The 21,565-nt window shown below is 67.9% G+C and carries 12 protein-coding genes, 1 tRNA gene and 1 other RNA gene; 6 read left to right on the top strand and 8 right to left on the bottom strand.

Annotated elements, in window-relative coordinates; all coding sequences use genetic code 11:
- Positions 1–3: 3 nt before the first annotated feature.
- The 3 genes from QSK25_RS43920 to rnpB form a co-directional block, all read right to left on the bottom strand.
- Complete coding sequence (locus QSK25_RS43920) at positions 4–1,596, bottom strand: DUF6345 domain-containing protein (protein WP_285647523.1); 1,593 nt, start codon at positions 1,594–1,596, stop codon at positions 4–6.
- Positions 1,597–1,751: 155 nt separating this feature from the next.
- On the bottom strand, positions 1,752–2,876 hold the full coding sequence (locus tag QSK25_RS43925) for a threonine synthase (protein WP_285647524.1): 1,125 nt from the start codon (positions 2,874–2,876) through the stop codon (positions 1,752–1,754).
- Between the two features lie 17 nt (positions 2,877–2,893).
- An RNA gene (rnpB, locus tag QSK25_RS43930) (RNase P RNA component class A) lies at positions 2,894–3,286 on the bottom strand.
- A 172-nt stretch (positions 3,287–3,458) separates the two neighbouring features.
- Here rnpB and QSK25_RS43935 point away from each other — a divergent pair.
- Complete coding sequence (locus QSK25_RS43935) at positions 3,459–3,980, top strand: NAD(P)H-dependent oxidoreductase (protein WP_285647525.1); 522 nt, start codon at positions 3,459–3,461, stop codon at positions 3,978–3,980.
- Positions 3,981–4,005: 25 nt separating this feature from the next.
- Here QSK25_RS43935 and QSK25_RS43940 read toward each other — a convergent pair whose 3' ends face one another.
- The gene (locus QSK25_RS43940) at positions 4,006–5,082 is read right to left on the bottom strand and encodes a bifunctional RNase H/acid phosphatase (RefSeq protein WP_285647533.1); all 1,077 of its coding nucleotides are present in this window, start codon (positions 5,080–5,082) and stop codon (positions 4,006–4,008) included.
- Between the two features lie 65 nt (positions 5,083–5,147).
- On the opposite strand from QSK25_RS43940, the gene QSK25_RS43945 reads away from it, so the two are divergent.
- The 3 genes from QSK25_RS43945 (at position 5,148) to QSK25_RS43955 (ending at position 7,003) form a co-directional block, all read left to right on the top strand.
- A tRNA-Leu gene (locus tag QSK25_RS43945) sits at positions 5,148–5,230 on the top strand.
- Between the two features lie 97 nt (positions 5,231–5,327).
- Positions 5,328–6,077: an MBL fold metallo-hydrolase gene (locus tag QSK25_RS43950; RefSeq protein WP_285647526.1), complete on the top strand. Its 750-nt coding sequence runs from the start codon at positions 5,328–5,330 to the stop codon at positions 6,075–6,077.
- A gap of 68 nt (positions 6,078–6,145) precedes the next feature.
- Positions 6,146–7,003, top strand: coding sequence for an aminoglycoside phosphotransferase family protein (locus tag QSK25_RS43955; protein WP_285647527.1), 858 nt, complete (start codon positions 6,146–6,148; stop codon positions 7,001–7,003).
- Positions 7,004–7,005: 2 nt separating this feature from the next.
- Here the strand turns inward: QSK25_RS43955 and QSK25_RS43960 are convergent, their stop codons facing one another.
- Positions 7,006–7,563: a TetR/AcrR family transcriptional regulator gene (locus tag QSK25_RS43960; protein ID WP_285647534.1), complete on the bottom strand. Its 558-nt coding sequence runs from the start codon at positions 7,561–7,563 to the stop codon at positions 7,006–7,008.
- Between the two features lie 122 nt (positions 7,564–7,685).
- Here QSK25_RS43960 and QSK25_RS43965 point away from each other — a divergent pair, with 122 nt between their 5' ends.
- Positions 7,686–8,219 carry a hypothetical protein gene (locus tag QSK25_RS43965; protein WP_285647528.1) on the top strand — a complete coding sequence of 178 codons (534 nt, stop codon included), beginning with the start codon at positions 7,686–7,688 and terminating at the stop codon, positions 8,217–8,219.
- Between the two features lie 154 nt (positions 8,220–8,373).
- Here the strand turns inward: QSK25_RS43965 and QSK25_RS43970 are convergent, their stop codons facing one another.
- Together QSK25_RS43970 and QSK25_RS43975 are read right to left on the bottom strand one after the other, a co-directional pair.
- Positions 8,374–8,661: a hypothetical protein gene (locus QSK25_RS43970; RefSeq protein WP_285647529.1), complete on the bottom strand. Its 288-nt coding sequence runs from the start codon at positions 8,659–8,661 to the stop codon at positions 8,374–8,376.
- 10 nt (positions 8,662–8,671) lie between these two features.
- Positions 8,672–18,274: a polymorphic toxin-type HINT domain-containing protein gene (locus tag QSK25_RS43975; RefSeq protein WP_285647530.1), complete on the bottom strand. Its 9,603-nt coding sequence runs from the start codon at positions 18,272–18,274 to the stop codon at positions 8,672–8,674.
- Positions 18,275–18,642: 368 nt separating this feature from the next.
- Here QSK25_RS43975 and QSK25_RS43980 point away from each other — a divergent pair, with 368 nt between their 5' ends.
- On the top strand, positions 18,643–21,396 hold the full coding sequence (locus QSK25_RS43980; RefSeq protein WP_285647531.1) for a tachylectin-related carbohydrate-binding protein: 2,754 nt from the start codon (positions 18,643–18,645) through the stop codon (positions 21,394–21,396).
- An 81-nt stretch (positions 21,397–21,477) separates the two neighbouring features.
- Here QSK25_RS43980 and QSK25_RS43985 read toward each other — a convergent pair whose 3' ends face one another.
- Complete coding sequence (locus tag QSK25_RS43985; protein WP_502881823.1) at positions 21,478–21,564, bottom strand: IS3 family transposase; 87 nt, start codon at positions 21,562–21,564, stop codon at positions 21,478–21,480.
- Position 21,565 lies beyond the last annotated feature (1 nt).

Below are 21,565 nucleotides of genomic sequence, written 5' to 3' on the forward strand. Positions count from 1 at the left end.
GTCCTAGCTGGCCCCGGAGATCCTCCAGAACCACCCGGTCGAGGCGTAGTCGGGCCCGACCGAGCCCTTGCCCCAGAAGTAGTCGTCGAAGTTGCCCAGCCCACCGCTGGCGGGCAGGTAGACGCCCATGGTGGCCCACCGGACCGACGCCGGCTGGGTGTCGATGCTGGCCTGCGCCCACGCGTCGCGGACCTTCATCGGGTTGTTCCACCACAGGAACGGCGAGCGCCACATGTAGTGGCCGAACTTGCCGCCGTGGTTCGCGGAGTTGTAGCTGACGGTCGTGAAGCTGTTGATCTGGTGCAGGCCGCGGAACGCCTGGCCCCAGCGCTGCGCCCAGCCCTGGCCGCCGGTGGTGTCCTCGAGGATCAGGCAGGTGAAGAGGCTCATCCACTCGACGTCGTTGTTGCCCCAGCGCGCCTCGGTGTTGGCGAGCTTGGTGTCGTTGTGGTTCGAGCAGCCGGTGAAGTAGAAGCCGGTGCCGCTGCCGTGGCCCTGCCAGTAGGTGAGGTCGACGTTGTCGGTCCAGGTGGTGTCCTGGCCGCCCGCGGACGCCGGGTCCTTGAAGTCGCTCTCCCAGGCGTTGCCGTCGGTCCAGCTGAACGAGCGCGAGATGCCGTGGTTGCTCGCCTCGGTGTTGAAGGTGCCGATGTTGGCGACGGTGTTGGGCAGGCCGGAGCAGTTGCCGGTGCCCTCGCTGCCGACCTGGGTGCCGGCGGCCTGGATCTTGAACTGGGGCTCGGCCTCGGGGCGCGGGTCCTGGACCGGGCCCGGCTGCGGCAGTTCGGCGCCGACCGCGGCGGGCAGGGTGATGGCCTGCGGGGCGCCGCCGTCGGCGTTGCGGCCGGAACAGCGGAACGACGGCTCGACCTTGTCCGCCTTCTCCTCCAGCGGCGCGGCCACGTAGACGTAGCCGACGTCGGCCTTGACCTCGCCGCCCAGGTACTTCTGGCACAGCTTCGCGCCGTAGGTGAGGTCGTTGACCTTGACCGAGCCGGCCTTCTCGTAGCTGCGGGCGGCGTGGCTGACCGCCGTGACGCCCTGCGCGTCGAACGAGACGCGGATGTTCGCGCCCTCACCCTCCAGCGGGATGCCGCCGAGCTGGAACGTGTAGGAGACGCTCGTGTCGAGGTTGGCCGTGAGTGCGTTGCGGCCGTTGGGGTCCGCGAGTTCGAACGTCGTGTGCTGCGCGGTCGGCGTGGCGTTGGCGGGCAGGACTCCCGCCGCCCTCAGGCCTTCCTGTGCACGCTTGGCGGCCTCTTCGGTCGAGATCGTCCTGATGCGCTTGATCGCCTCCGTGTCGAGGGCGGTCTGGGTGGTGGCGTTGCCGTCCTCGTCCGGCCTGCCCTGTCCTTTGTCGACGGTCGGCAGGTACTGGTAGCGCTGCTCGTCCGCGAAGGAGACCGCACCGGCCTCCGATCTCTGGACGTCCTTGAGCCCGAAAGCTCTCTGCAGCTTCTGCGCCTGCTCCTGGTCGAGACCCGAACTGGTCACCCCGTAGACGGGCAGCTCCGTGGCGTCGGCGGTCGCGACCCCGGCCGCTCCCGCGGTGACGAGGCCGGACAGGGCCAGCACCACCGTCAGCTTGCGTTGCATGTCTCTTCCCTCCCTTGGAGACGGCCGGCTGCAGGGGCCGGCCGTCTGTGAGGAGGATGTGGCCGATTTCGCGGTGATACCCAGAGTGGCCAGTTGCGAGGGTCGCACCACTCGAACGGCCGAAATTCTGTAACACCCTTGGGGCAGCGGCGAATCTAGAGGCGGACAGCTGGGTACTTGATGCCCGCGCCGGTGTTCAGCACGACCACTTCGTCTTGTGCATTTAGCCATCCGTTAGCGCGCAACGCCCGTACGGCGCTGATCGTCGCGGCGCCTTCGGGGCACAGGAACACGCCTTCGAGCCGTGCGGTCTCGGCGCGGTCGTGAGCGATCTGCTCGTCCGTGACCGCGATCGCGGTGCCATTGGTTTCCCTGATGGCCTGCAGGATGATGAAGTCCCCCAACGGTTTCGGCACGTTGATCCCGAACGCGTCGGTGTACGCGGCGTCCCAGAAGACCGACTCCGCCCTGCCCTCGTCGAACGCCTTCACGATCGGCGCGCACCCGGTGGACTGCACGGCGACGAGCCGCGGCAGCTTCCCGGTGATCCACCCGAGTTCCAGCATCTCGTTGAGCGCCTTGTGGATCCCGATCAGACCGACACCACCACCGGTCGGATAGATGATCACGTCGGGGACTCGCCAGCCGAGTTGCTCGACGATCTCGTAGCCCATCGTCTTCTTGCCCTCGATGCGGTAGGGCTCCCTGAGGGTCGAGGCGTCGAAGAGGTCGACGTCCGCGACGGCCTTGCCGGCGTCGGCGATGGTGCCCGGCACGATCCTGAGCTCCGCGCCGCTCGCCTCGACCTCCTCGCGGGTGATCAGCGGGGCGTCCTCGGGCATCGCGATGACGCTGCGCAGGCCCGCCCGCGCGGCGTACAGGGCCCAGGCGGCGCCCGCGTTGCCGTTGGTCGGCATCTTGATGCCCTCGATGCCGAGTTCCTTGGCGCGCGCGACCCCGACGGCGGCGCCGCGGGCCTTGAACGAGCCGGTCGGGATGAGCGATTCGTCCTTCATGAGCACGGTCGCGTCGAGGTGCCTGCTGATCGCCGGCAGCCCGACGAGCGGGGTCATGCCCTCGCCAAGGCTGAACGCCGGGTCGGGGTTCCGGACGGGCAGCACGTCCCGGTAGCGCCACAGCGAGTTCTCGTCCGTGGGGCGACCCACGCGGGTGAGGTCGTAGCGGGCGAGCAGCGGCGACGCGCACTCGTGACAGAGGTTCTGGACGGCGTTGGCGTCGTGTTCGCGGCCGCAACGGGCGCATTCCAGATGGGAGAGCATGTCCCCATGCATACAGGCGGATGAGCCGGCATGTAAGCCGGATCCTGTTCGTGGGACCGAGGTCCCAGTCGGCGGCCATCCATCTGGGCCTGCCGTTGCCGACAGGCTCTAGCGGCCTACCCGCGAGCATCGGGCGGGCAGCCCTCGAACGCTCGCGCAGGCACCTTCCCTTGCGTTCGGGTGCCCTCTTGGCCTTGCTCCGGGTGGGGTTTACCTAGCCGCCCCAGTCACCTGGGGCGCTGGTGGTCTCTTACACCACCGTTTCACCCTTACCGCGGCTTGTGCCGTGGCGGTCTGTTTTCTGTGGCACTGTCCCGAGGGTCACCCCTGGTTGCCGTTAACAACCACCCTGCCCTGTGGAGTCCGGACTTTCCTCGACACTCGCGTGCCGCGGCCGCCCTGCCGACTCATCCGCGGACCGAGGATATCCCAGCGTCTGGAACCGGTTGTCCACCGGTGCGGACGTTGGTTGACTCACGGCATGACACGACGTCGCCACGTCGACTACGGCCGCGTGGCAGCAAGCCTGTGTTGCCTCCGCTGAGTTGCTCGTACCCCACGACGACCTCAGGGAGTTCCGTCATGTCCGATGTGCTGATCATCTCGGCCGCGCCGTCCCACGCCGCGCCGACCGGTGTCGTCGTGGAGCACGTGGCCGAGGTGCTGCGGGCGGCCGGGCACCGCGTCTCGTTGCTCGACGTCCGGTCCCTGCCCACGTTGTCGCTGCTCACCGAGGACCTGCGGGACCCGGAGATCGCGCAGGCGGTGAGCAGCGTGCTGTCGGCGGACGGCGTGGTGGTCGCTTCGCCCGTCTACCGCGCCGCCTACAGCGGGCTGGTCAAGGCCCTGCTCGACCTGCTGCCGAAGAAGGCCCTGCGCGGCCGTGCCGTACTGCCCCTGGCGACGGGCGGCAGCCAGGGCTTCCTGGTGGCGATGGACTACGCGCTGCACCCGTTGCTCGCGGCCAAGGGCGCGGACCAGGTGGTGCGGGGCGAGTTCGTGCTGGACCAGAACGTCGGCTCCGCGGACTCGGCCGCCGCGCTGGACGCGGCGGCCGACCGGTTCTGCGCTCAGCTGACCCCGCGCCTGCGCAAGGTCAGCTGAGGGAGTTCCGTCCGCGTCTGCGGGGTCAGCCCAGGTGCGAGGTGTCGTTCACCAGCTTCACCGACGCGTGCCCGTCCGGGTAGAACTCGGCGATCGACACGCCCGTCAGGTCGAGGTGCATCCGGAAGAGGAACTGAGGCCCGACGTCCAGCGCCTGCCGGAGCATCGTCTTGATCGGCGTGACGTGGCTGACCAGCACCAACGTCTTCCCGCCGTACTTCGAGATGATGTCGGCCCGAGCCTTGCGGACCCGCGCGTGCACCTCGTCGAAGCTCTCCCCGTTCGGCGGCTTCTGCGCCGTGTCCCCCAGCCACCTGCGGTGCACCTCGGGATCCTTGGCGGCGGCTTCGGCGAACGTGAGGCCCTCCCAGTCGCCGAAGTCCGTCTCGATGAGCCCCTGGTGCGTGACGACGTCGAGCCCGATCTTGTCCGCGAGCTTCTGGGCCGTCTGCGCGGCCCGTTGCAACGGCGACGAGATGATCCCGGCGATCCCGTCCACGGTGGACAGCCTCTGCGCGGCCTTCTCCGCCTGCTCCAGCCCGATCTCGGTCAGCGGGTGGTCGCCCCGCCCGGAGTACCGCCGGTCGACGGACAACCTCGTCTGCCCGTGCCGCAGCAGGATGATCCGCGTGGGCTCCCCCACCGCCCCGCTCCAGTGCGGCTGCTTGGCACCCTCGGACTTCGTCTCGGGCTTGGTCTCGGGTTTCGTCTCGCCGTCCATGGCCTCGTTGGCGAGCCGGTCGGCCTGCTTGTTCCGTTCGCGCGGAATCCACTGGTAGCTGACCCGCGCCAGCGCGCCGGCCACCTCTTGGGCCTCGCGGTTGAGCGGCTGCATCGAGGGGTGCTTGACCTTCCACCGCCCGGACATCTGCTCGACCACGAGCTTGGAGTCCATCCGCACGTCGACGCTCTCCGCACCCAGCTCCACCGCGGCCCGCAGCCCAGCGATCAGCCCTTGGTACTCGGCCACGTTGTTGGTCGCGACCCCGATGAACCCCTTGCGCTCGGCCAGCGTCTCACCGCTGAGCTCGTCCCGCACCACCGCGCCGTACCCGGCAGGCCCGGGGTTGCCACGCGACCCGCCATCGGCCTCGACGATCACCTTCACGGGCCGATCGTAACCCCGCGTTCAGACCCCTCCGGGGACCCTGTATTCTGTTCACGCAAGTCTGGGTGGCGGAATGGCAGACGCGCTAGCTTGAGGTGCTAGTGCCCGTAAGGGCGTGGGGGTTCAAGTCCCCCCTCGGACACGAGATGAACCCCCACGGGGTTGATGGAGACATCAGCCACGTGGGGGTTTTCTCATGTGCAGAACTCTTGCCTCACGTCGTGCGGCAAGCTGGGCCGATGCGGCAGATGACGGTGCTCGGCGGCTGTGGCGCGTACCCGGAACCGGGCCGGGCGTGCAGCGGTTTCCTGGTGGAGTGGGACGGCTTCCGACTCGTGCTCGACCTCGGCTACGCCACCCTCCCCCGGCTGCTGACCCACTGCCCGGACGCCGACGTGGACGCCGTGGTCATCACCCACGAACACCCCGACCACTGCGTCGACGTGCACGGGCTGTTCCGGATGCTGCTCTACGGCGGGACCGGACGCAGGCTGCCGCTGTACTGCACGCCGGGTGTGCTGACCCGGCTCGGCGGCCTGGAACCGGAGGTCGACCTGCGCGCCGTCTTCGACGTCCACGAACTGCCGGGCACCCACCAGGTGGGCCCGTTCGAACTGACCGGTGTCCTGCTGCCGCACTACGTCCCCAACGCGGGCGTCCGGCTGCAGGCCGGCCAGACGGTCCTCGCCTACACGGGCGACACCGGCCCGGACGCGGCGCTGGCCGGCCTCGGCCGGGACGCCGACCTGTACGTCGTGGACGCCACCGACCGCGACGGCGAGTCGCGGCGGCCGCAGCGGAACCTGCTCACGTCCGAGGAAGCCGGGTACTGGGCGGCGCGGGCAGGCGCCCGCAGGTTGATGCTCAGCCACTTCTGGCCCGGCAACGACCGGGAGGCCGCCGTGTCCGCGGCGCGCCGCACGTTCACCGGCGAGGTGCTGACGGCCGAGGAAGACCTCGTCGTCCCGCTCGGCGTCCACGCGCATTAATCGTTTGAGCGGTCAGAAGTGCCCGTGCCACGCTCCGCGGAGATCACCACGACCCGCGGGAGCCGCACGTGACAAGCCCTGCCATCGACGCCGCTCTGGCGAGGCGGCTGGTCGACGCGCAGTTCCCGCGGTGGGCCGGCCTGCCGCTGCGCCCCTTCACCCCGGCAGGCTCCGACCACGTGATCTACCGGCTGGGCGAGGACCTGTCCGTCCGCCTCCCCCGCCACGCCGGCGCGATCAGCCAGGCGCGCAAGGAGTCCGAGTGGCTGGCCCGCCTCGCCCCGCACCTCCCGCTCGCCGTGCCAGTGCTGCTGGAGGTGGGCGAACCGGCGTTCGGCTACCCGTGGCCGTGGGCGGTGTCGCGCTGGCTCGACGGCGAGGTGGCGACGGCAGAGTCGCTGGGCGGCTCGCACGAGGCAGCGGTTGTGCTGGCCGAGTTCCTGGCCGCACTGCACCGGTTCGACGGCGTACCGACCGACGACCTGGCCGGTGAGCCGCTGGCGCATCGCGATGCGGCTACGCGGGCTGCCATCTCGAAGGTCGGTGACGTGTTCGGCGCCGCAGCCATGACGGAGTTGTGGGACGAGGCTCTCGCCGTCGGGTGGGACGGTCCGCCTGTGTGGTTCCACGGCGACTTCCACACCGGCAACCTGCTCACGTTCGACGACCGGGTCAGCGCGGTCATCGACTTCGGCGAGCTCGGGGTGGGCGACCCCGCGCGCGACCTGATCATCGCGTTCACGCTCATGTCGGCCGAGACGCGCGGCACGTTCCGCGACGCGCTCGGTGTGGACGACGCGACCTGGACCCGTGGTCGCGGCTGGGCTCTCGCCACCGGGCTGAACGCGTACACCTGTTACGCCGCAACCGATTCGCGCGTTGCCGCGCAGACCACGCGGCAGATCGTCGCGGCACTGACGGACTGACGTCAGGACGTGCGGGACCGCAGGATTCCCTCGACGGCCTCGCACAGGGTGTCGCCGATCGGGCCCGGGTCGGTCAGGCAGCCGGCGGCCATCGCACCGTCGCGCAGCATCACGAAGTGCCGTCCGTCGAGTTCGGCCGGGCGGTCGCCGACGCGCGCGAGCAGGTTCGTCACGGTGTCGAGGAACCATTGGCGGTGTGCCAGCACGGCCTGGTGCACGGGGTGGGCGGGGTCGGCGTACTCCGCCACGGCGTTGAGGAACGCGCAGCCGCGGAAGCCCCCGCTCTGGATGTGCCCGGCGATCCCCTTCGCGACGTTGCGCACGGCGTCGGCGTCGGTGGTCGCCGCCTTGACGCCCGCCTCGACGTTCTGCCGGGTGGCCCGGTCGGCCTCCGCGAGGTAGGCGAGGACCAGCTCCTCCTTGCCGGCGAAGTGCCGGTACATGGTCGCCCTGGTCACCTTGGCCTCGGCGAGGATGCGGTCGACGCCGACGGAGTGCAAGCCCTCGGAGTAGAAGAGGCGGCTGGCCGTTTCCAGCAGGCGGGTGCGGGCCTCGGAGATGGTGCTGGTCACGCCCTCCAAGGTAGCAGAGAGAACGTTCGGTCTTGACAGCGTCGGCGGATTGGTGCCAGGCTCAGGTCATAAGCAGAAAGAACGTTCTCCCTACCGCAAGGACTGACGCCGTGAGCACCGTTACCGAGTCACCCAGCCTCGCTCCCGCCCTCCGCACGCTGTACTTCGTCCGCTTCGGCTTCGCGATCGTGTGGGCGACGCTGCTGTTCGTCACGGGCAGCGAGATCGGCCTGGTCAGCGGCACGTTGCTGGTGCTCTACCCGCTGTTCGACGTGGCGGCCATCGTGATCGACAGCCGGACTTCACGCGGCAAGGCGTCGCTCGCGCTCTACGCGAACATCGCGGTCAGCTTGGCGGCCGCGGCCGGGCTTGCGTTCGCGGTTTCGTCCGGGATTCCGGCGGTGCTGCGGGTATGGGGTGCGTGGGCCGTGGTGTCCGGGGTGGCGCAGCTCGCGGTCGCGTTGGTGCGGCGGGGCATGGGCGGGCAGTGGCCGATGATCCTCAGCGGCGGCATTTCGACGCTCGCCGGCACGTCGTTCGTGTTGCAGGCCGGGGCTGAGGGGGCGACGTTGAGCAACCTCGCCGGGTACGCGGCGATCGGTGGCGTGTTCTTCCTGGTGTCGGCACTTCGACTGCGCAGGTGAGCCGCACCGACGATCGATGAGTGACTTGGGGCGTTCGCGAGGCCGAACGAAACCTGGTCCAGGTGCACCGGGATAGCGGAAAGCCCTTCTGGCCAGATGAGATCTGACCAGAAGGGCTTCCTCACATGGTCATTCAGGACGGCAAGGCCTGACCTCAGTCCTCTTCCGGATCCCAGCCGTGTTCGATGAGCAGTGCCTTGATCTCCATTGCACGGCCTTCGAGACGCCGGCGGTTCTGCTCTGCTTCCTCGGAGTAGCGCGCGGCCGCCACATGGCGGTTCACGCCCGTGAACTCCTCCACAACCAAGCCGAAGTTCTCCTCGGCCAGCTGATCCCAGAGAACCACCATCAGCGGATCGAAGTCGTCATCACCTACGCGGACACCCTTGGGGAAGGCTGCCCGCAGCTGGCGGACAGCCTCTTCCAGGTACGGAGCGAGCACGGGTGGCACGCTACCTGTTCTTCCAGGTGACCGACGGGTGGATGACGGCATCAACCGCGTATCCCGTGCGGTTGAACAACCTGTTCACGAACGTTCCGTCGTTGGTGATGGTTTGTATGCCCATCTTGTCCGCTGTGCCGAAGATGCTCAGATCGTTCGCGCCGATCTTCTTTGACGGCTTGAGGCTCGAGAGCTGCGCACTGGGGTCGTTGGGAACGATCGTGACATTGCTGAGGAAGTCTGCGACCAGCTGACCTTCTTTACGGCCGATGGCTTCCTTGTTGTTCCACAGCTGATTCATGAACTCGCCCATAGCGACCTCGGACATCACCATCTGGCGGTTGCCGATGGTGCTCTTGATGCGCCCGGTCACTTCGGGGTTGTCAGAGGTCAACGCCCTCGCCGCGCCAGTGTCGATCATGACCTGTTCGCAGTTGTGGACGAGCACATCGGCTTGACCCGCACCCACGTAGAAGGTGTGCAGCCCGTCCACCGTCAGGTTGTAGACCTTCCGGTTCTCGGTGAAAGACCGTGTTCCAGTGACCGTCGCGGATCGGTTGTCCGCCGTGAGGAACTGATAGCCCGGCTTGAGGTCCTCGGCGTGCACCCACTTCTTCAGGCTTTCCACCCAGAACGGGTGCTCGTCGGTCGCGACCACCGAGCCCGGACCGGACTCGGTCAACACCGAGACCTCGTACAGCTTGCCGTCCGCGTTGTGCGACCGGACATCGGTGACACGCTTGACACCCGTCTGCCCAGTGGTCGGGTCGGTGGCGACCACCGAGTCGCCGACCTCGATCGAAGCGATGGGCTTGTGGCTGCCGTCGGCCAGCAGCACAGGTGTGTCGGGTGTGAAGCTGTTGCGATCACACGACACCGTGTTGTTGCGGACGTCCCTCTTCGCGTCCTTGCCCTTGTCGCCGGTGCGCTTCTTCTTCTTGCCGCCGCCCGCGATGTCGAGGATGTCCTCGGCGTACGGAACTCCGAGCGTGGCGAGGGTTTCGGCGACCTGGGTCTGTGCCGCTTCCTGGATGACTTCCTTGCCGACGCCCAGGATCGCCGTCTTGATCGTGTCGTAGACCTTGTTGAGGTCCTGCACGTTCGTGACCGCGGTCTGGACGATGCGGGCCGGAGCGTTCGGCATCGCCGAGATGATGTTCTTGGCGTTGGCGATGCGCGGCTTGAGAGCAGCCTTCAGCGTCGGGATCGGGTTGTTCTTCACGGCCTTGGCGACGGCGGCCTTGGCCGCTGCGGTGCGTCGGACCGCTGCCTGGTAGGCCGCTGCTGCGGCGGCTGCTCTTCGTGCCGCTGCTTCTGCTGCCAGTTTGCGTGGATCAGGCAACGACTTGGAGGCGTTCGGGACGTCCGTCTTCTTCAACGGCATGCCGTCCGGGCCCTTGCCGGCGTTGGGGCCGTCGGGGCGCCTCGGGTGCGGGGCGTCCGGGGTGCGCGGGGTCGGCACGTTGTCGGCTCCGCGCAGGGCGTCGTAGCCGCGGTTGCCCCACTTGGCCGCGGTGGCTCCCCAGCCGCCGAACGGGATCATGCCCGCTGCGGAGAGTGCGGCGTCGGTGTAGTTGCCCTCGGCGAGGTACCAGACGGCGTTGATGCCGTCGGCGATCTCGCCCAGGCCCGGCACGAGGCCGGCTACGTCGAGTGCGGTGTGGCCGACGGTGGAGATGTTGTCGCCCACCCAGGACACGGCGTCGCTGAACCAGTTGTGGCCGTTGGGGTCGAAGCCGTTGACCGGGGAGCCGACGCCGTAGGCGTAGCGGTTGAAGCCCGCTGAGCCCGGGCCGCCCTGGTCGACGGAGTCGCGGGAGGAGAAGCTGCCGGTGGACGGGTCGTACCAGCGGGCGCCCATGTTGACCTGGCCGCTGTCCGGGTCCGTCCAGTCGCCCTGGAAGCCCACCGCGCGCTTGGTGCCGGTGGAGGCGGTGACCTTGCCCCACGGGTCGTACGCGGTCGAGTCCTTCAGCTCGGCCGTGGAGGAGTCCAGGCCGCCGACGACGTCACCGTGCTTGTCGGACAACAACAAGCGCTTGTCCGCACCCGAGGAGAGCGACAGCAGTTCGCCGCCGGCTCCTCGGCCGAAGATCGAGTCCGAGTCGGAGACCGGGTCGATCGACGGGCCCGAGTACTTGAACTGCTTGGAGCCTCGGGTGACCGGGCGGTCCAGGCCGTCGTAGGTGTAGGTGGCCGAACCGACCTTCGTGAGGCGGTCGAAGGCGTCGAACTCGAACTTCTCCTCGAAGCCCGACGAGGTGCGGGACTCGCGGGTGCCGCGCGGCGTGTACTTGTAGGTGTAGTCGCCGTCGGACAGCACGCGGTTGCGTGCGTCGAAGGTCGAGGTCTTGGCGCCGTTCTGGATCCGGTTGCCCGACTTGTCCCAGGCGTAGGCCGTGGTGGCCCCGCCCGAGGTCCAGGACGTCATGCGGCCCAGGTCGTCGTAGCCGTAGGTCTGTTCACCACCACCTGCGGTGCCGGCGGTGGTCTTCTTCTTGAGACGGTCGGCCAGGTCGTACTCGTAGCCCACCGAGGCCAGGACGCCACCGGTCGCGTTCTTCGTGACATCCGAAGTCTCGCGGCCCAGGTCGTCGTAGCCGAAGGTGCGGACTCGGCCCGCGCCGTAGTTCATCGACTCGACCAGGCCGGCCGGGTTGTAGCCGAACGCCACCAGGGCGCCGGAGACGCCGTCCTGGGCGGAGTTCAGGCGGCCGTTGACGTAGTTGAACGACGACGTGCCCGAGGCGTCGGTGCGGGTCGAAAGACGACCCACCTCGTCGTAGCCGAAGGTCGCGTCACCGGACGGACCCGTGGCCGAGATCAGCAAACCCCGGTTGTTGTACTCATACGTGTTCGAACCGCCGGGCGCCGACACGGAGGTCGGACGGCCGATGAGGTCGTAGTTCACGAGACGGTCCGGAGTGGACACCGAGGTGCCCGCGCCGGTTTCCTTGCGCATGCGGCCCAGGCCGTCGTACTCGCGCGTCCGCGTCACGTTGCCGGGCGCGGTGAGCGTGGTCGGCCTGCCCGAACTGTCGTACGCGGTGGTCCACGTGCGGTCAGCCAGGTTGGGGTGGGCCGGGGTGGACGGTTCGATGACCGATTCCGGCTTGCCCAAGGCGTTGTAGGTGTAGAACGTCGAGTTGGTGCGGCCGTCCGTCACGCGAGTCCGGCGGCCCGAGGTGTCGTAGCCGTAGGACGTGGTGATGGACTCGGTGGCCGACACCGGCTCTTCCAGCGAGGTGAGCTGGCCCAGAGCGTCGTAGGTGTTCTTGGTGACCTTGCCGAGCGGGTCGGTCGCGGTCAGCACGTTGCCCGCGACGTCGTGGGTGTACCTGCCCTGCCGCAGCACCTGGCCGTTGGGGGCGAGGCTCAGGTCCATGACCTTGTTGCCCGCCTGGTCCAGCCGCTGGTAGGCGGCACGGCCCTGGGCGTCACGGGTGTAGACCTGGTTGCCGAACGAGTCGTAACCCAGCTGCGTCACGACACCGGCGGCATCGGTCACGCTGGTCTTCTGGCCCAGCGCGTCGTAACCGAAGCGGGTCACCTCGTTGCGAGGCGAGGTCACCGTCTCCAGGTTGCCCTTGGCGTCGTAGCCGAACTTCGTCTCGAACGCCGCCGGCTGCGGCTTGGTCTCGAGGACGGTCTGGGTGACGGCGCGGCTGAACTGGTCGTAGGTGCGCTGCGTCGTGCCGCCCGTCGGGTCCTGAGTGGACAGCAGGTCGCCGTTGTCGGTGTAGGAGTAACGCCACGAACCACCCGGCGTCGTGCGCTCGTCCGGGTTCGGGTCGCGCTTCTCCACCAGGCGGCCGCGCTGGTCGTAGTACATCCAGATCGACGCGCCGGACGGGTCGGTCGTCTTCACCGCACGACCCATCGGGTCGTACTCGACCGACGCCACACCCGTGATCGGCGTGGACGACCCCGGAGCCTGGTACGACGGCGAGGTCGTGCGAACCGCGCGACCGGCCTTGTCGTAGGCCATGCTCATCACGCCGCCCGCGGGGTTGCGGATCTGCGTGACGTCACCGAACGCGTTGTAGCCCGTGGTCGAGGTCGGCCGGTTCACCGACGGCGACTGACCGAACTGCTCGGTCGTCACCGGCGGCGAGACCATCGAGACCGAACGACCACGCTCGTCGTAGGTGTACTCGGTGGTGTGGCTGGCCTCGACGGCACCGCTGACGTTGCCCAGCGGAGCGATGACCGAGGTCACCAGGTCGCGCTGGTCGTACTTCTTGCGCGTGACCGCGAGCCCCGCCGACCCGCGCGTCGACTCCTTGACCTGACGGCCGAAAGCGTCGTACTCGAAGTCCACCACCTCGGCGAACGCCGCCGTGAACGCACCGGTGTTCGAGTGCGCGCCCGAGCGGGTGACCTTGGTGATGTTGCCGCTGGTGTCGTAGACGTAGTCGGTGCGGCGCCGCAGCGAGTCCGGTTCCTGCGTGGAGGACTTCAGACGGCCGGTGGCGTCGACCTCGTGGACGACGACCTTGCCGCCCATGCCGACCTGACGGGTCAGGTTGCCCGCCGCGTCGTAGGAGTTCTGCTGGATCGTGATCGCCGGCGTGCCGACCTTGTTGTCCGCCTTGGCCTTGATCTCCTTGACCAGGCCGTCGGCGTAGTAGGACGTCTCGGTGCGGCGACCCATCGCGTCGGTCTGCACGATCAACTTGCCGCTGTGGTCGTACTGGTTCGACTCCAGCACCAGGTCCGGCAACGGCTTCTCCGGATCCAGCGGCTCGAAGCCGGTGGCACCGGGCGTGATCGCCTTGCCGTGATAGCCCACCAGGCGCACCTGCGCGACCTTGTTGCGGGCCGTGTAGGTGTAGACCGTCTTCACGCCGTTGGCGTCGATCGCCCACGTGCGGTTGCCGAACACGTCGTAACCGAAGGAGGCTTCGTTGCCCTCCGGGCCGATCGTCTTGATCATGCGGCCGAAGTCGTCGAACTCGAACGTCGACCGGCGCGGATTACCCGGATCCTGCGAATCCACCAGCTCCGCCGCGGTCGTGTTGCCGTCCGCGTCGTACTCGGTCTTCGCCGTCTCCGTGTGCGTCACGCCCGTGACGGCGTTCTTCGTCGCCGGGTAGGTCACCTCGGTGACGCGGCCCAGCTTGTCGTACTTGTAGGACGTCACCGCGCCGCCCGGGATCGCGTCGGAGTACTCCGTCGCGGTCTTCTTGCGGCCCAGCACGTCGTAGGTGAAGACGGTCCGCAGACCCGCCGGCGACTTCGTCTCCGCCAGGTCACCGTTGCGGTAGTACCGGTTGACCGTCGTCGCGCCACGCGGGTCGGTGGTGGACTTCAGCAGCCGCACCGGCTCCTTGACGGAGTTGTCCGCCGGGGAGTCGAAGGCGGGCGTCGAGCCGTCGGTGTAGCGGTGCAGCGTCGACCCGCCGTCCGGGTTCGTCTCCCGTTCCAGGTCACCGAAATCGGTGTACGCCGACGTCGTCAGGTACGTGTTGTCCGTCGGTCCGGACGACCTGGCGTCACGGCTCTCGATCAGCTTGTCCGCCCGCGGGTCGGTCGGGTCGGCTGAGGGCGGCTGGTACTTGTAGTGCGTGGTCTGGCAGTCCCAGGTGTCGTCCGCGCGCTTCTCCCGGCAGCTGACCTTCTGGGTCAGGTTGCCGCGCTCGTCGTGGATCAGCTGAGCCTCGTTGCCGAGCTCGTCGCGGATCTTCTGCTGGAAACCCGACTTGTCGTACTCGAACAACCGGACGCCCAGTGCGACGACGAGACCGTCGCACGAGGTGATGCCGTCGCCGTTGGTCTTGCAGTCGCGACCGACCATGTCCTCCGGCCGGACGGCGGCGCCGATCGGCGTCACCTGGCGCAGGATCCGGCCCTTGAGACCGTCGAAGTCGTAGTACTGCGGGCGGTTGCCCGGATCCACCACCCGCACCGAGCGGATGATGTTCTCCTCGTTGCCGCCGACGGTCGGCACACCGAGCTGCCAACGACCGCCGTCGCTGTCCACGTACTCCCGCATGCGGTCGTGCACGTGGTCGTAGCTGATCTTCGCGGCGACCCTGGCCGTGCTGCTCGGCATGGTGACCTCGGTGATCTGGTCACCGGCGGCCTGCGCGGCGTAGTGGGCCGCGACCTGGCTGAGGCCGAGCGGGCGCGCGTAGAACGCGACCTCGTCCACGAGACCCGCGAAGGACGTGCGACCGGAGGCGATCGACGGCCACGAACCCGTCGAGTTCGCCGCGCCGACCTGCGCGAACTGCAGCAGCGCGTGGTCGATCGGCCCCGCCAGCGGCGTCGTGTTGACGACCTTGCCGTCCAGGAACAACGTCTGGCTCGCGACGGAACCCGAGAGCACCACGTGGTGCCACTTGTCGTCGTTCACCGTGCCGGTCGACGTGATCGGGTTGATCCCGCCCTGCCAGAACTGGCCGCGCAGCTTGCCGTCGGAACCGACGTAGAGCAACGGGACACCGCGGCCGGGCGTCTCGCCGATCGCCTTGTCCTGGTAGCCGACCAGCGGACCGGCCGAGGTCGTCTTGAACCACAGCTCGATCGCGAGATCGCGGTGCTTGTTGACCTGCTTCTCCGGCAACGCGACATGGCTGCCGCCGCCGAGGCGAACGGCGCGGTCGTCGCTGCCACCGAGAGCACCGGTCTGGTTCTGGTTCGGCTGGCCGACACCGACGAACTTGCCCAGGTCCTTGTTCAGCTTGATGCTGATCTGGCTGTTCGCGTCGTCACCGCCGGCCTCACCCAGCCGCCAGTAGGAGTCGGGGCGGGAGTCCAGCACCGTGCTGCGGTAGTGCGACCCCTTCTCGTAGTTGTACCGGGTGCACTTGCCGGTGGGGTCGCACACCTCACGCAGCTGGTCGGCGTCGTAGACGTACTTCCACTCCAGCGCCGCACCGTCCACCTGCTCGGTGCGCACGTACTCGACGTGGGTCTTGTCCGCGTTCCAGGCGAAGGACAGGGAGCGGTTGCTGGTCTTGCTGACGACCTTGTCCAGCAGCTGCTTGCCGTTGTCGGTCTTGTACTCCAGCTCGACCAGCCGGTCAGCGCTGTCCTTGATGGACGCCAGCAGGCCGGAAGCGGTGAAGCCGTAGACGGTGCGGTCCTTGTCGACCAGCTTCCAGTCCGAAGTGGACTTGACGAGCGTGGCGGCACGACCGGGCGGCGGGGTGAAGGAGCCGTCCGGGTTCTTGCCGAACCGCACCTGCTGACCGTCCGGGTAGGTGACCACGACGTTGCCGCTGCCGTCACCGTCCTCGACGATCCGCATGTCGTACCGGGTCGACCAGCCACTGCCGAACGTCAGCTTCGCCCGCGGGTCCAAGCTGTTGTAGGTGCGGGCCACGTTGAGCTCAGGGCCGGCCGTCGCCGCGGCCGCGTCGATCGCCGCGGTCGTGTAGTTGCCGACCATCGGGTCGAACCCGAGGCCGTTGCCGGTGTAGGGCGCGTTGCCCATGCGCGAGGTGACCTCGGGCTGCGGCACCGACGCGAACAACCGCGACCAGTCCGTGTACGGGCTCTCGCTGGTGCTGTCCTTCGCCGCGACGTGCCAGTAGTAGACCCGGTCCCAGCGCAGCTTGCCTTCCGGCACCGTCCAGTACGCCGGCTCGATGAAACCGGAGTCGAAGCAACCCACCGGGTTGCCGGCCTGGTCCTGTTCACAGACCTGGAACTTGTAGCTGATGCCGTCGTTCTCGTGGTCCTGCGCCTTCGCCCACAACTGCGGGCGCAACGTCTCCACGCTCCACCCCGACGGCGGGTACTGCTCCGTCACCACCGGAGGAAGGTTGAACACCTCCAGCGTGATCCGGCCCGGCGCCACCTGCTCGTCGGTGAACGTCGTGTTCCCGTGCCGCATCGTGAAATCGAAGATGTACCTGCCGTACGGCAGCTTCTCGATCGTGGCCTCGAGCGTGACCTCGTCACCGCGGTTCACGGTGCCCGGCAGACCGGCCGCGTGCTTCACCGCGACAAGAGCGTTGGTGTCGGCGTTGAAGACCTTGTACGCCAGGTCGTAGTTGGTGGCGTCCCAGGCGTTGGCGCCGGTGTTCTTCACCCGGACCTTGACCTTGCCGCCCTGCTGACTCGTCAACGGCGGGTCCGGGATCGGCTGGTCGATCCGGTACTCGGCGTTGTACGGGCTGTGCGTCACGAACAGCTTCGGCGGGTTCGCCGTACGCGCCCCGACGATCTTCTTCCACTGCGCCGCCGCGCCCTGGTTCTGCGCCTGCAACGCGATACCGTTGTTCGCACCACCATTGGCCCAGCCCTGCACCAGCTGCTCGCCACCGACACCGAGGTCGATCAGCTCGGGCGCGGCCGGGCACGCCGACCGGGTCTGGCCCACCGACATGAAGCCGTGCGAGAACGAACCCCCGCCGATCACCCCGCCCAGCGCCGGGCCGTTGCCCCCGGTGGTGAACTCACCGGCAACGCTTCGCACCACCATCGGCTGCGGACGACAGGTGGCGGAGTCGAAGTTCACCAGCTGCAACTGCGCGCCGAAGATCTTGTGATTGCGCAACGCCGTGCTCACCGCGCCAAAGCGCAGCAACGCCGTCTTGTTGGTACCGATGGTCAGCTCGGACGGGTTCACCACCGGTGATCCGCCCACGGTCAGCTGCCGGGCTTCAGACGTCCCCTCGAACACCGTCGGGTCCACCAGCACCGGGAACACGCGGGCCGGGTCGTCCAGCCACGCCGAGTCCAGCGACACCCGCAGGTTCCGGCCACCGTCGGTGACCTCGTACTTCACCCCGAACGACTGCGCCGGAACGACGTCCTCGGTGCGCGGTGCGGAATCGGTCATGAAGCCCGGCGGAATGGTCAGGCGTTCGCGGCCCGACCCGTCCGACAGCACGACCGAACCGTCCACGACCTTCGCCGTCAAACCCTTGAGCCGCAACGGGAAGTCCCACGACCGCGCCGCAGCCCGGTCCTTCAGGACCAGGATCTCCTTGGCGCCACCCGGAACCGACTCCACCCGCAGATCGGCGTGGTCGGCCACGCCCGGATAGGTGACCGTCGTGCCCGATTGGACACCCGCGCTGCCACGGGCGCCCGCGAAGCCGTAGGCGAACTCGTGCGCGTCATCGAGCTTGATCGTGACGAGCGCCGAGGCGTCCGCCTTGCCCGCGAGCTGCACCGAGACGCCGTCGGCCTTGTTGCGCCACGACCCGTTCTCCGCCACCAGAGACGCATCGATCGGCGCCCACGAACCGTCCGCCTTGCGGTAGTTCAGCGGCGTGTCGCTGAACTCCGTGGTCCGCGTGCCGTCCGTGTTGCGGTACGTCGTCTCGTTGCGCGACCGCGAGTCCGGGCGACTCGTCTTCGAGTCGAAGCCGGTCACGTTGCTCGGGCCCTGCACCACCTTCGCGGCGTTGCGGACGCCCTGACCAGGCGTGCCGAACTTGGGCCGCGGGTACTGGGCCATCTCCGAGACCGGCATCCCGAGGTTGCCCTCACGACTGTCGCTCTCGGACGGAAGACCGTCCGCGGAGCCGCTGTCCTGTTTGGCGGCCAGGTCACGGGCCCTGTTCAACTGCTCGGCCAGCTCACGCCCAGCGTCGGTGAACCACGGCAGCAGCGACGTGATGCCAGGCCCGCCGACACCGATGACGAGTGTCACGGTGAGCAACAAACCAAGGACAGGAACCAGGTATTTGGGCGCGCGGAAGCGCCCGGCTCTCCGGCCGGTCATAGTGATCTTCCCCCAGGAAGTGAGGCCCCCAGATGCAGGCGGTCCGGAGCATAAGCGGCTAAACACCGTCTTTACAAGGGATGTGCGTCTGGTCACCTTGTGTAACGAAGAACGTCCGATGAGAGGTTCGTCCGCAGGATTCCCATCAGGGGATTTCGTCTGCTACAAAGCGTTCCGTCAGCATCCTCTGGGGGATGTCCGTTTACCCGCCGCGCGACGAGCGCGTGCTTTGGCATGTCCGGAATTGGGGGACCAAAGTCATGACCAGACCCGAGCGCGGGTCGTGGAGACGCTGGATGCGGGTGGCAGTCGCCGCCGCCGTGGGGATCGCCGGTCTGCCGGTCCTCATGAGCGCGGCCAACGTCGCCAACGCCGTCGACACGATCCACTGCAAGCCCAAGGGCAACGTGTTCGTGAGCATCGCGAACAGCCCGGCGTTCCACCTGCGCACGACGAACGAGCCTTCCGCCGGCTACAACCAGTGGGACAGTCAGCACGTCGGCAACGGCTGGGACCACCACTTCGTCGCGGGCCCCAACGGCTACATCTGGTTCACTTTGGACAACGGCGAACTCCGCCGCCACCAGTGGATCGACGGCGTCGGCTGGGCGGACAACGGCATCAGCAAGCTGATCGCGACCGGCTGGAACGGGTGGAACCTCCCCGCCTTCCGCAACCGGTTCACCGTGGACCCCACGAACACCCTGTACACAGTGGACGACAGCGGAAGTCTCAAGCAGCACAAGTACAACGAGACCTCCGGCCAGATGTCCACCAAGGTCATCGAGGCCGGCTGGGGCAAGTACGACCAGGTCTTCGCCGCGGGTCCCGGCGTGCTCTACACCCGTGACCGCAACGTCAACGACGGTCAGCTCTACCGCTTCCAGTACGACGACGCCACGAACACCTTCACCCAGCGGGAGAAGGTCGTCGGCGGCGGCTGGAACGGCTTCAAGCAGATCACCTCTCCCGGTGGCGACATCATCTACGGCACCGCCCCCGGCGGCGCGACCTTCTGGTACCGCTGGAAGAACGAGGGCAACGGCTCTCTCGAGAACGGCGGCGCCGGCAGCTGGAAGCAGCAGATCAGCACCTGGAACGACGTCGACGAGATCGCACCCGCGGTCGACACGTGCAGCGTCAAGCCCATCGCGACCGACGTGGAGTGCAAGCCGAGCGCCCAGATGTGGGGCTCGAGTCCCGACGCCGGCCTGTACCTGCGCAGGTACCTGGAGCCCGAGAGCGGCATCACCGCCTGGGACCACTCCGCGGGCCGGATCGGCAACGGCTGGGCCAACATGCGGTTCATCGCCGGCCCCAACGGCTACAAGTACATGATCTTCCCGGACGGCAACGTCCACCGGCACCAGTGGGTCGAGGGTGTCGGCTGGGGCGGCAACGGCATCAGCAAGCAGATCGCCACCGGGTGGACCGGCTGGACCGACCCCCGGTACGTCAACCGGATCACGGTCGACACCAACAACCACTTCTACGGCGCGCTCGCCAACGGCCAACTCCAGCACAGCACCTACACCGAGGCGCCGGGGACCGGGGCGGTGACCTGGACCCAGGAGATCATCGACGACGGCTGGGGCAAGTACGACCAGGTCTTCGCCGGTGGCGACGGCGTGCTCTACGCCCGTGACCCGAACATCGGCGACGGCACGCTGTTCCGCTTCCACTACGACTACAAGTCCAAGCGGTGGATCGAGTACGGCCGCAACCTGGGCACGGGCTGGAACGGCTTCCAGCAGATCCTCTCCGCCGGTGGCGACGTCGTCATCGGGCGCAGCGGCCCCGACGTCTTCTGGTACCGCTACGACAACGCCACGAAGACCTGGACGAACAGCGCGGACGGCATCTGGAAGGAACACATCATCTGGTGGGAAGGCCTCCAGCAGCTGATGATCGACGTGGACTCGTGCAAGCTGACGAACCCCGTCAAGATCACGCCGCCGCAGACGCCCGCCCCGGCGTTCGACAAGGCCGAGATGATCTACAACACGCAGAAGTCGCGGTTCGAGATCGCCTACGCGGACGAGAACGGCTCGGTGAAGCGCGCCTACCAGTCGGTGCCGAACAGCGAGTCCCTCCTGTTCGATCCCTTGTCCAGCACCGGTCACACCGGCCGGGCGACCCTCGCCCAGCAGGAGGACAACAAGATCGTCGTGATGGCGCGCGGCACCAACGCCCAGACGAGGGCCTTCGTCGAACCGGCGCCCAACTCCGGCTCGTTCACCTGGACGGAGAAGGACGTCAAGGGCTCGCTCAACACCTCGCCGATCCTGGTGCGCGGCAACAACAAGCTGCTCACCGCGTTCGCCGTCGACGGCAACAACAAGCTCTGGTACTCCGAGCAGTTCGGGGTCAACGGCGAGTTCAAGCCGTGGCGTCAGGCCACCGCCCCCACGAACTACAACATGACCGGTGAGATGACGATCGTGCCGTCCGGTGACGGGTTCGAGATCGCCTACGCCAGCGTCAGCAAGGCGATCGCGGTCAAGAAGTTCGTCAACGGTGTGATGGGCGAGCACCGCGTGGCAGGCGGCATCGCCAGCGTCGTCGCCCCCGCCGCGGTCGTGTTCGCCGACGGCAAGGTGCAGCTGGTGATCCGCGGCGAGGACAACAAGCTCTACACGCAGAAGGAAGGCGCGTCGGGCTTCGCGGGCTGGACGAACATCAGCGGTGCCCTGCAGTTCACCGGCACCCCCGAGGCGTTGCTGAACAAGTTCAACATCGTCGAGGTGGTGGCGCGCGACACCAACGGCTGGATCCACCGCGGTGGCCAGACCGCACCGGGCTCCACCACCTGGCGGGTGTGGACCAACATCGGCTGGGAGTCGCAGTTCGACGTGTCGTTCGCCGCCAGCACGGGCCCCGAGCAGCGGATCTTCGCCGACGTCGGCAACGGGCTGCACATCCTGGCCGACGCGCCGCCGTACGCCTCGGAGCCGAGCCTCGCCCTGTCCTCGGACGCGGCGACCTCGCTGGAGAAGTCCTCGCGGACGGTTCCCGCCAAGGCGACCAAGCAGAAGATCTCGGAGAAGTAGCCGAGAAGCAGCACCGCGCTGAAACGAGAAGGGGGCTGCCCGCTGAACTGGTCCCCGGAAGTTGGACTGGCTAACTGAAGGTTAGGCCGTGAGGGCCTGGGCTCGGTATTCGACCGGGCTCAGGCCCTTGAGCGTGGTGGAGATGCGGGTGGTGTTGTACCAGTCGATG

This window comes from Lentzea sp. NBRC 102530 (genome assembly GCF_030269365.1).
In the GTDB taxonomy this organism is placed as follows: Bacteria; Actinomycetota; Actinomycetes; order Mycobacteriales; family Pseudonocardiaceae; genus Lentzea.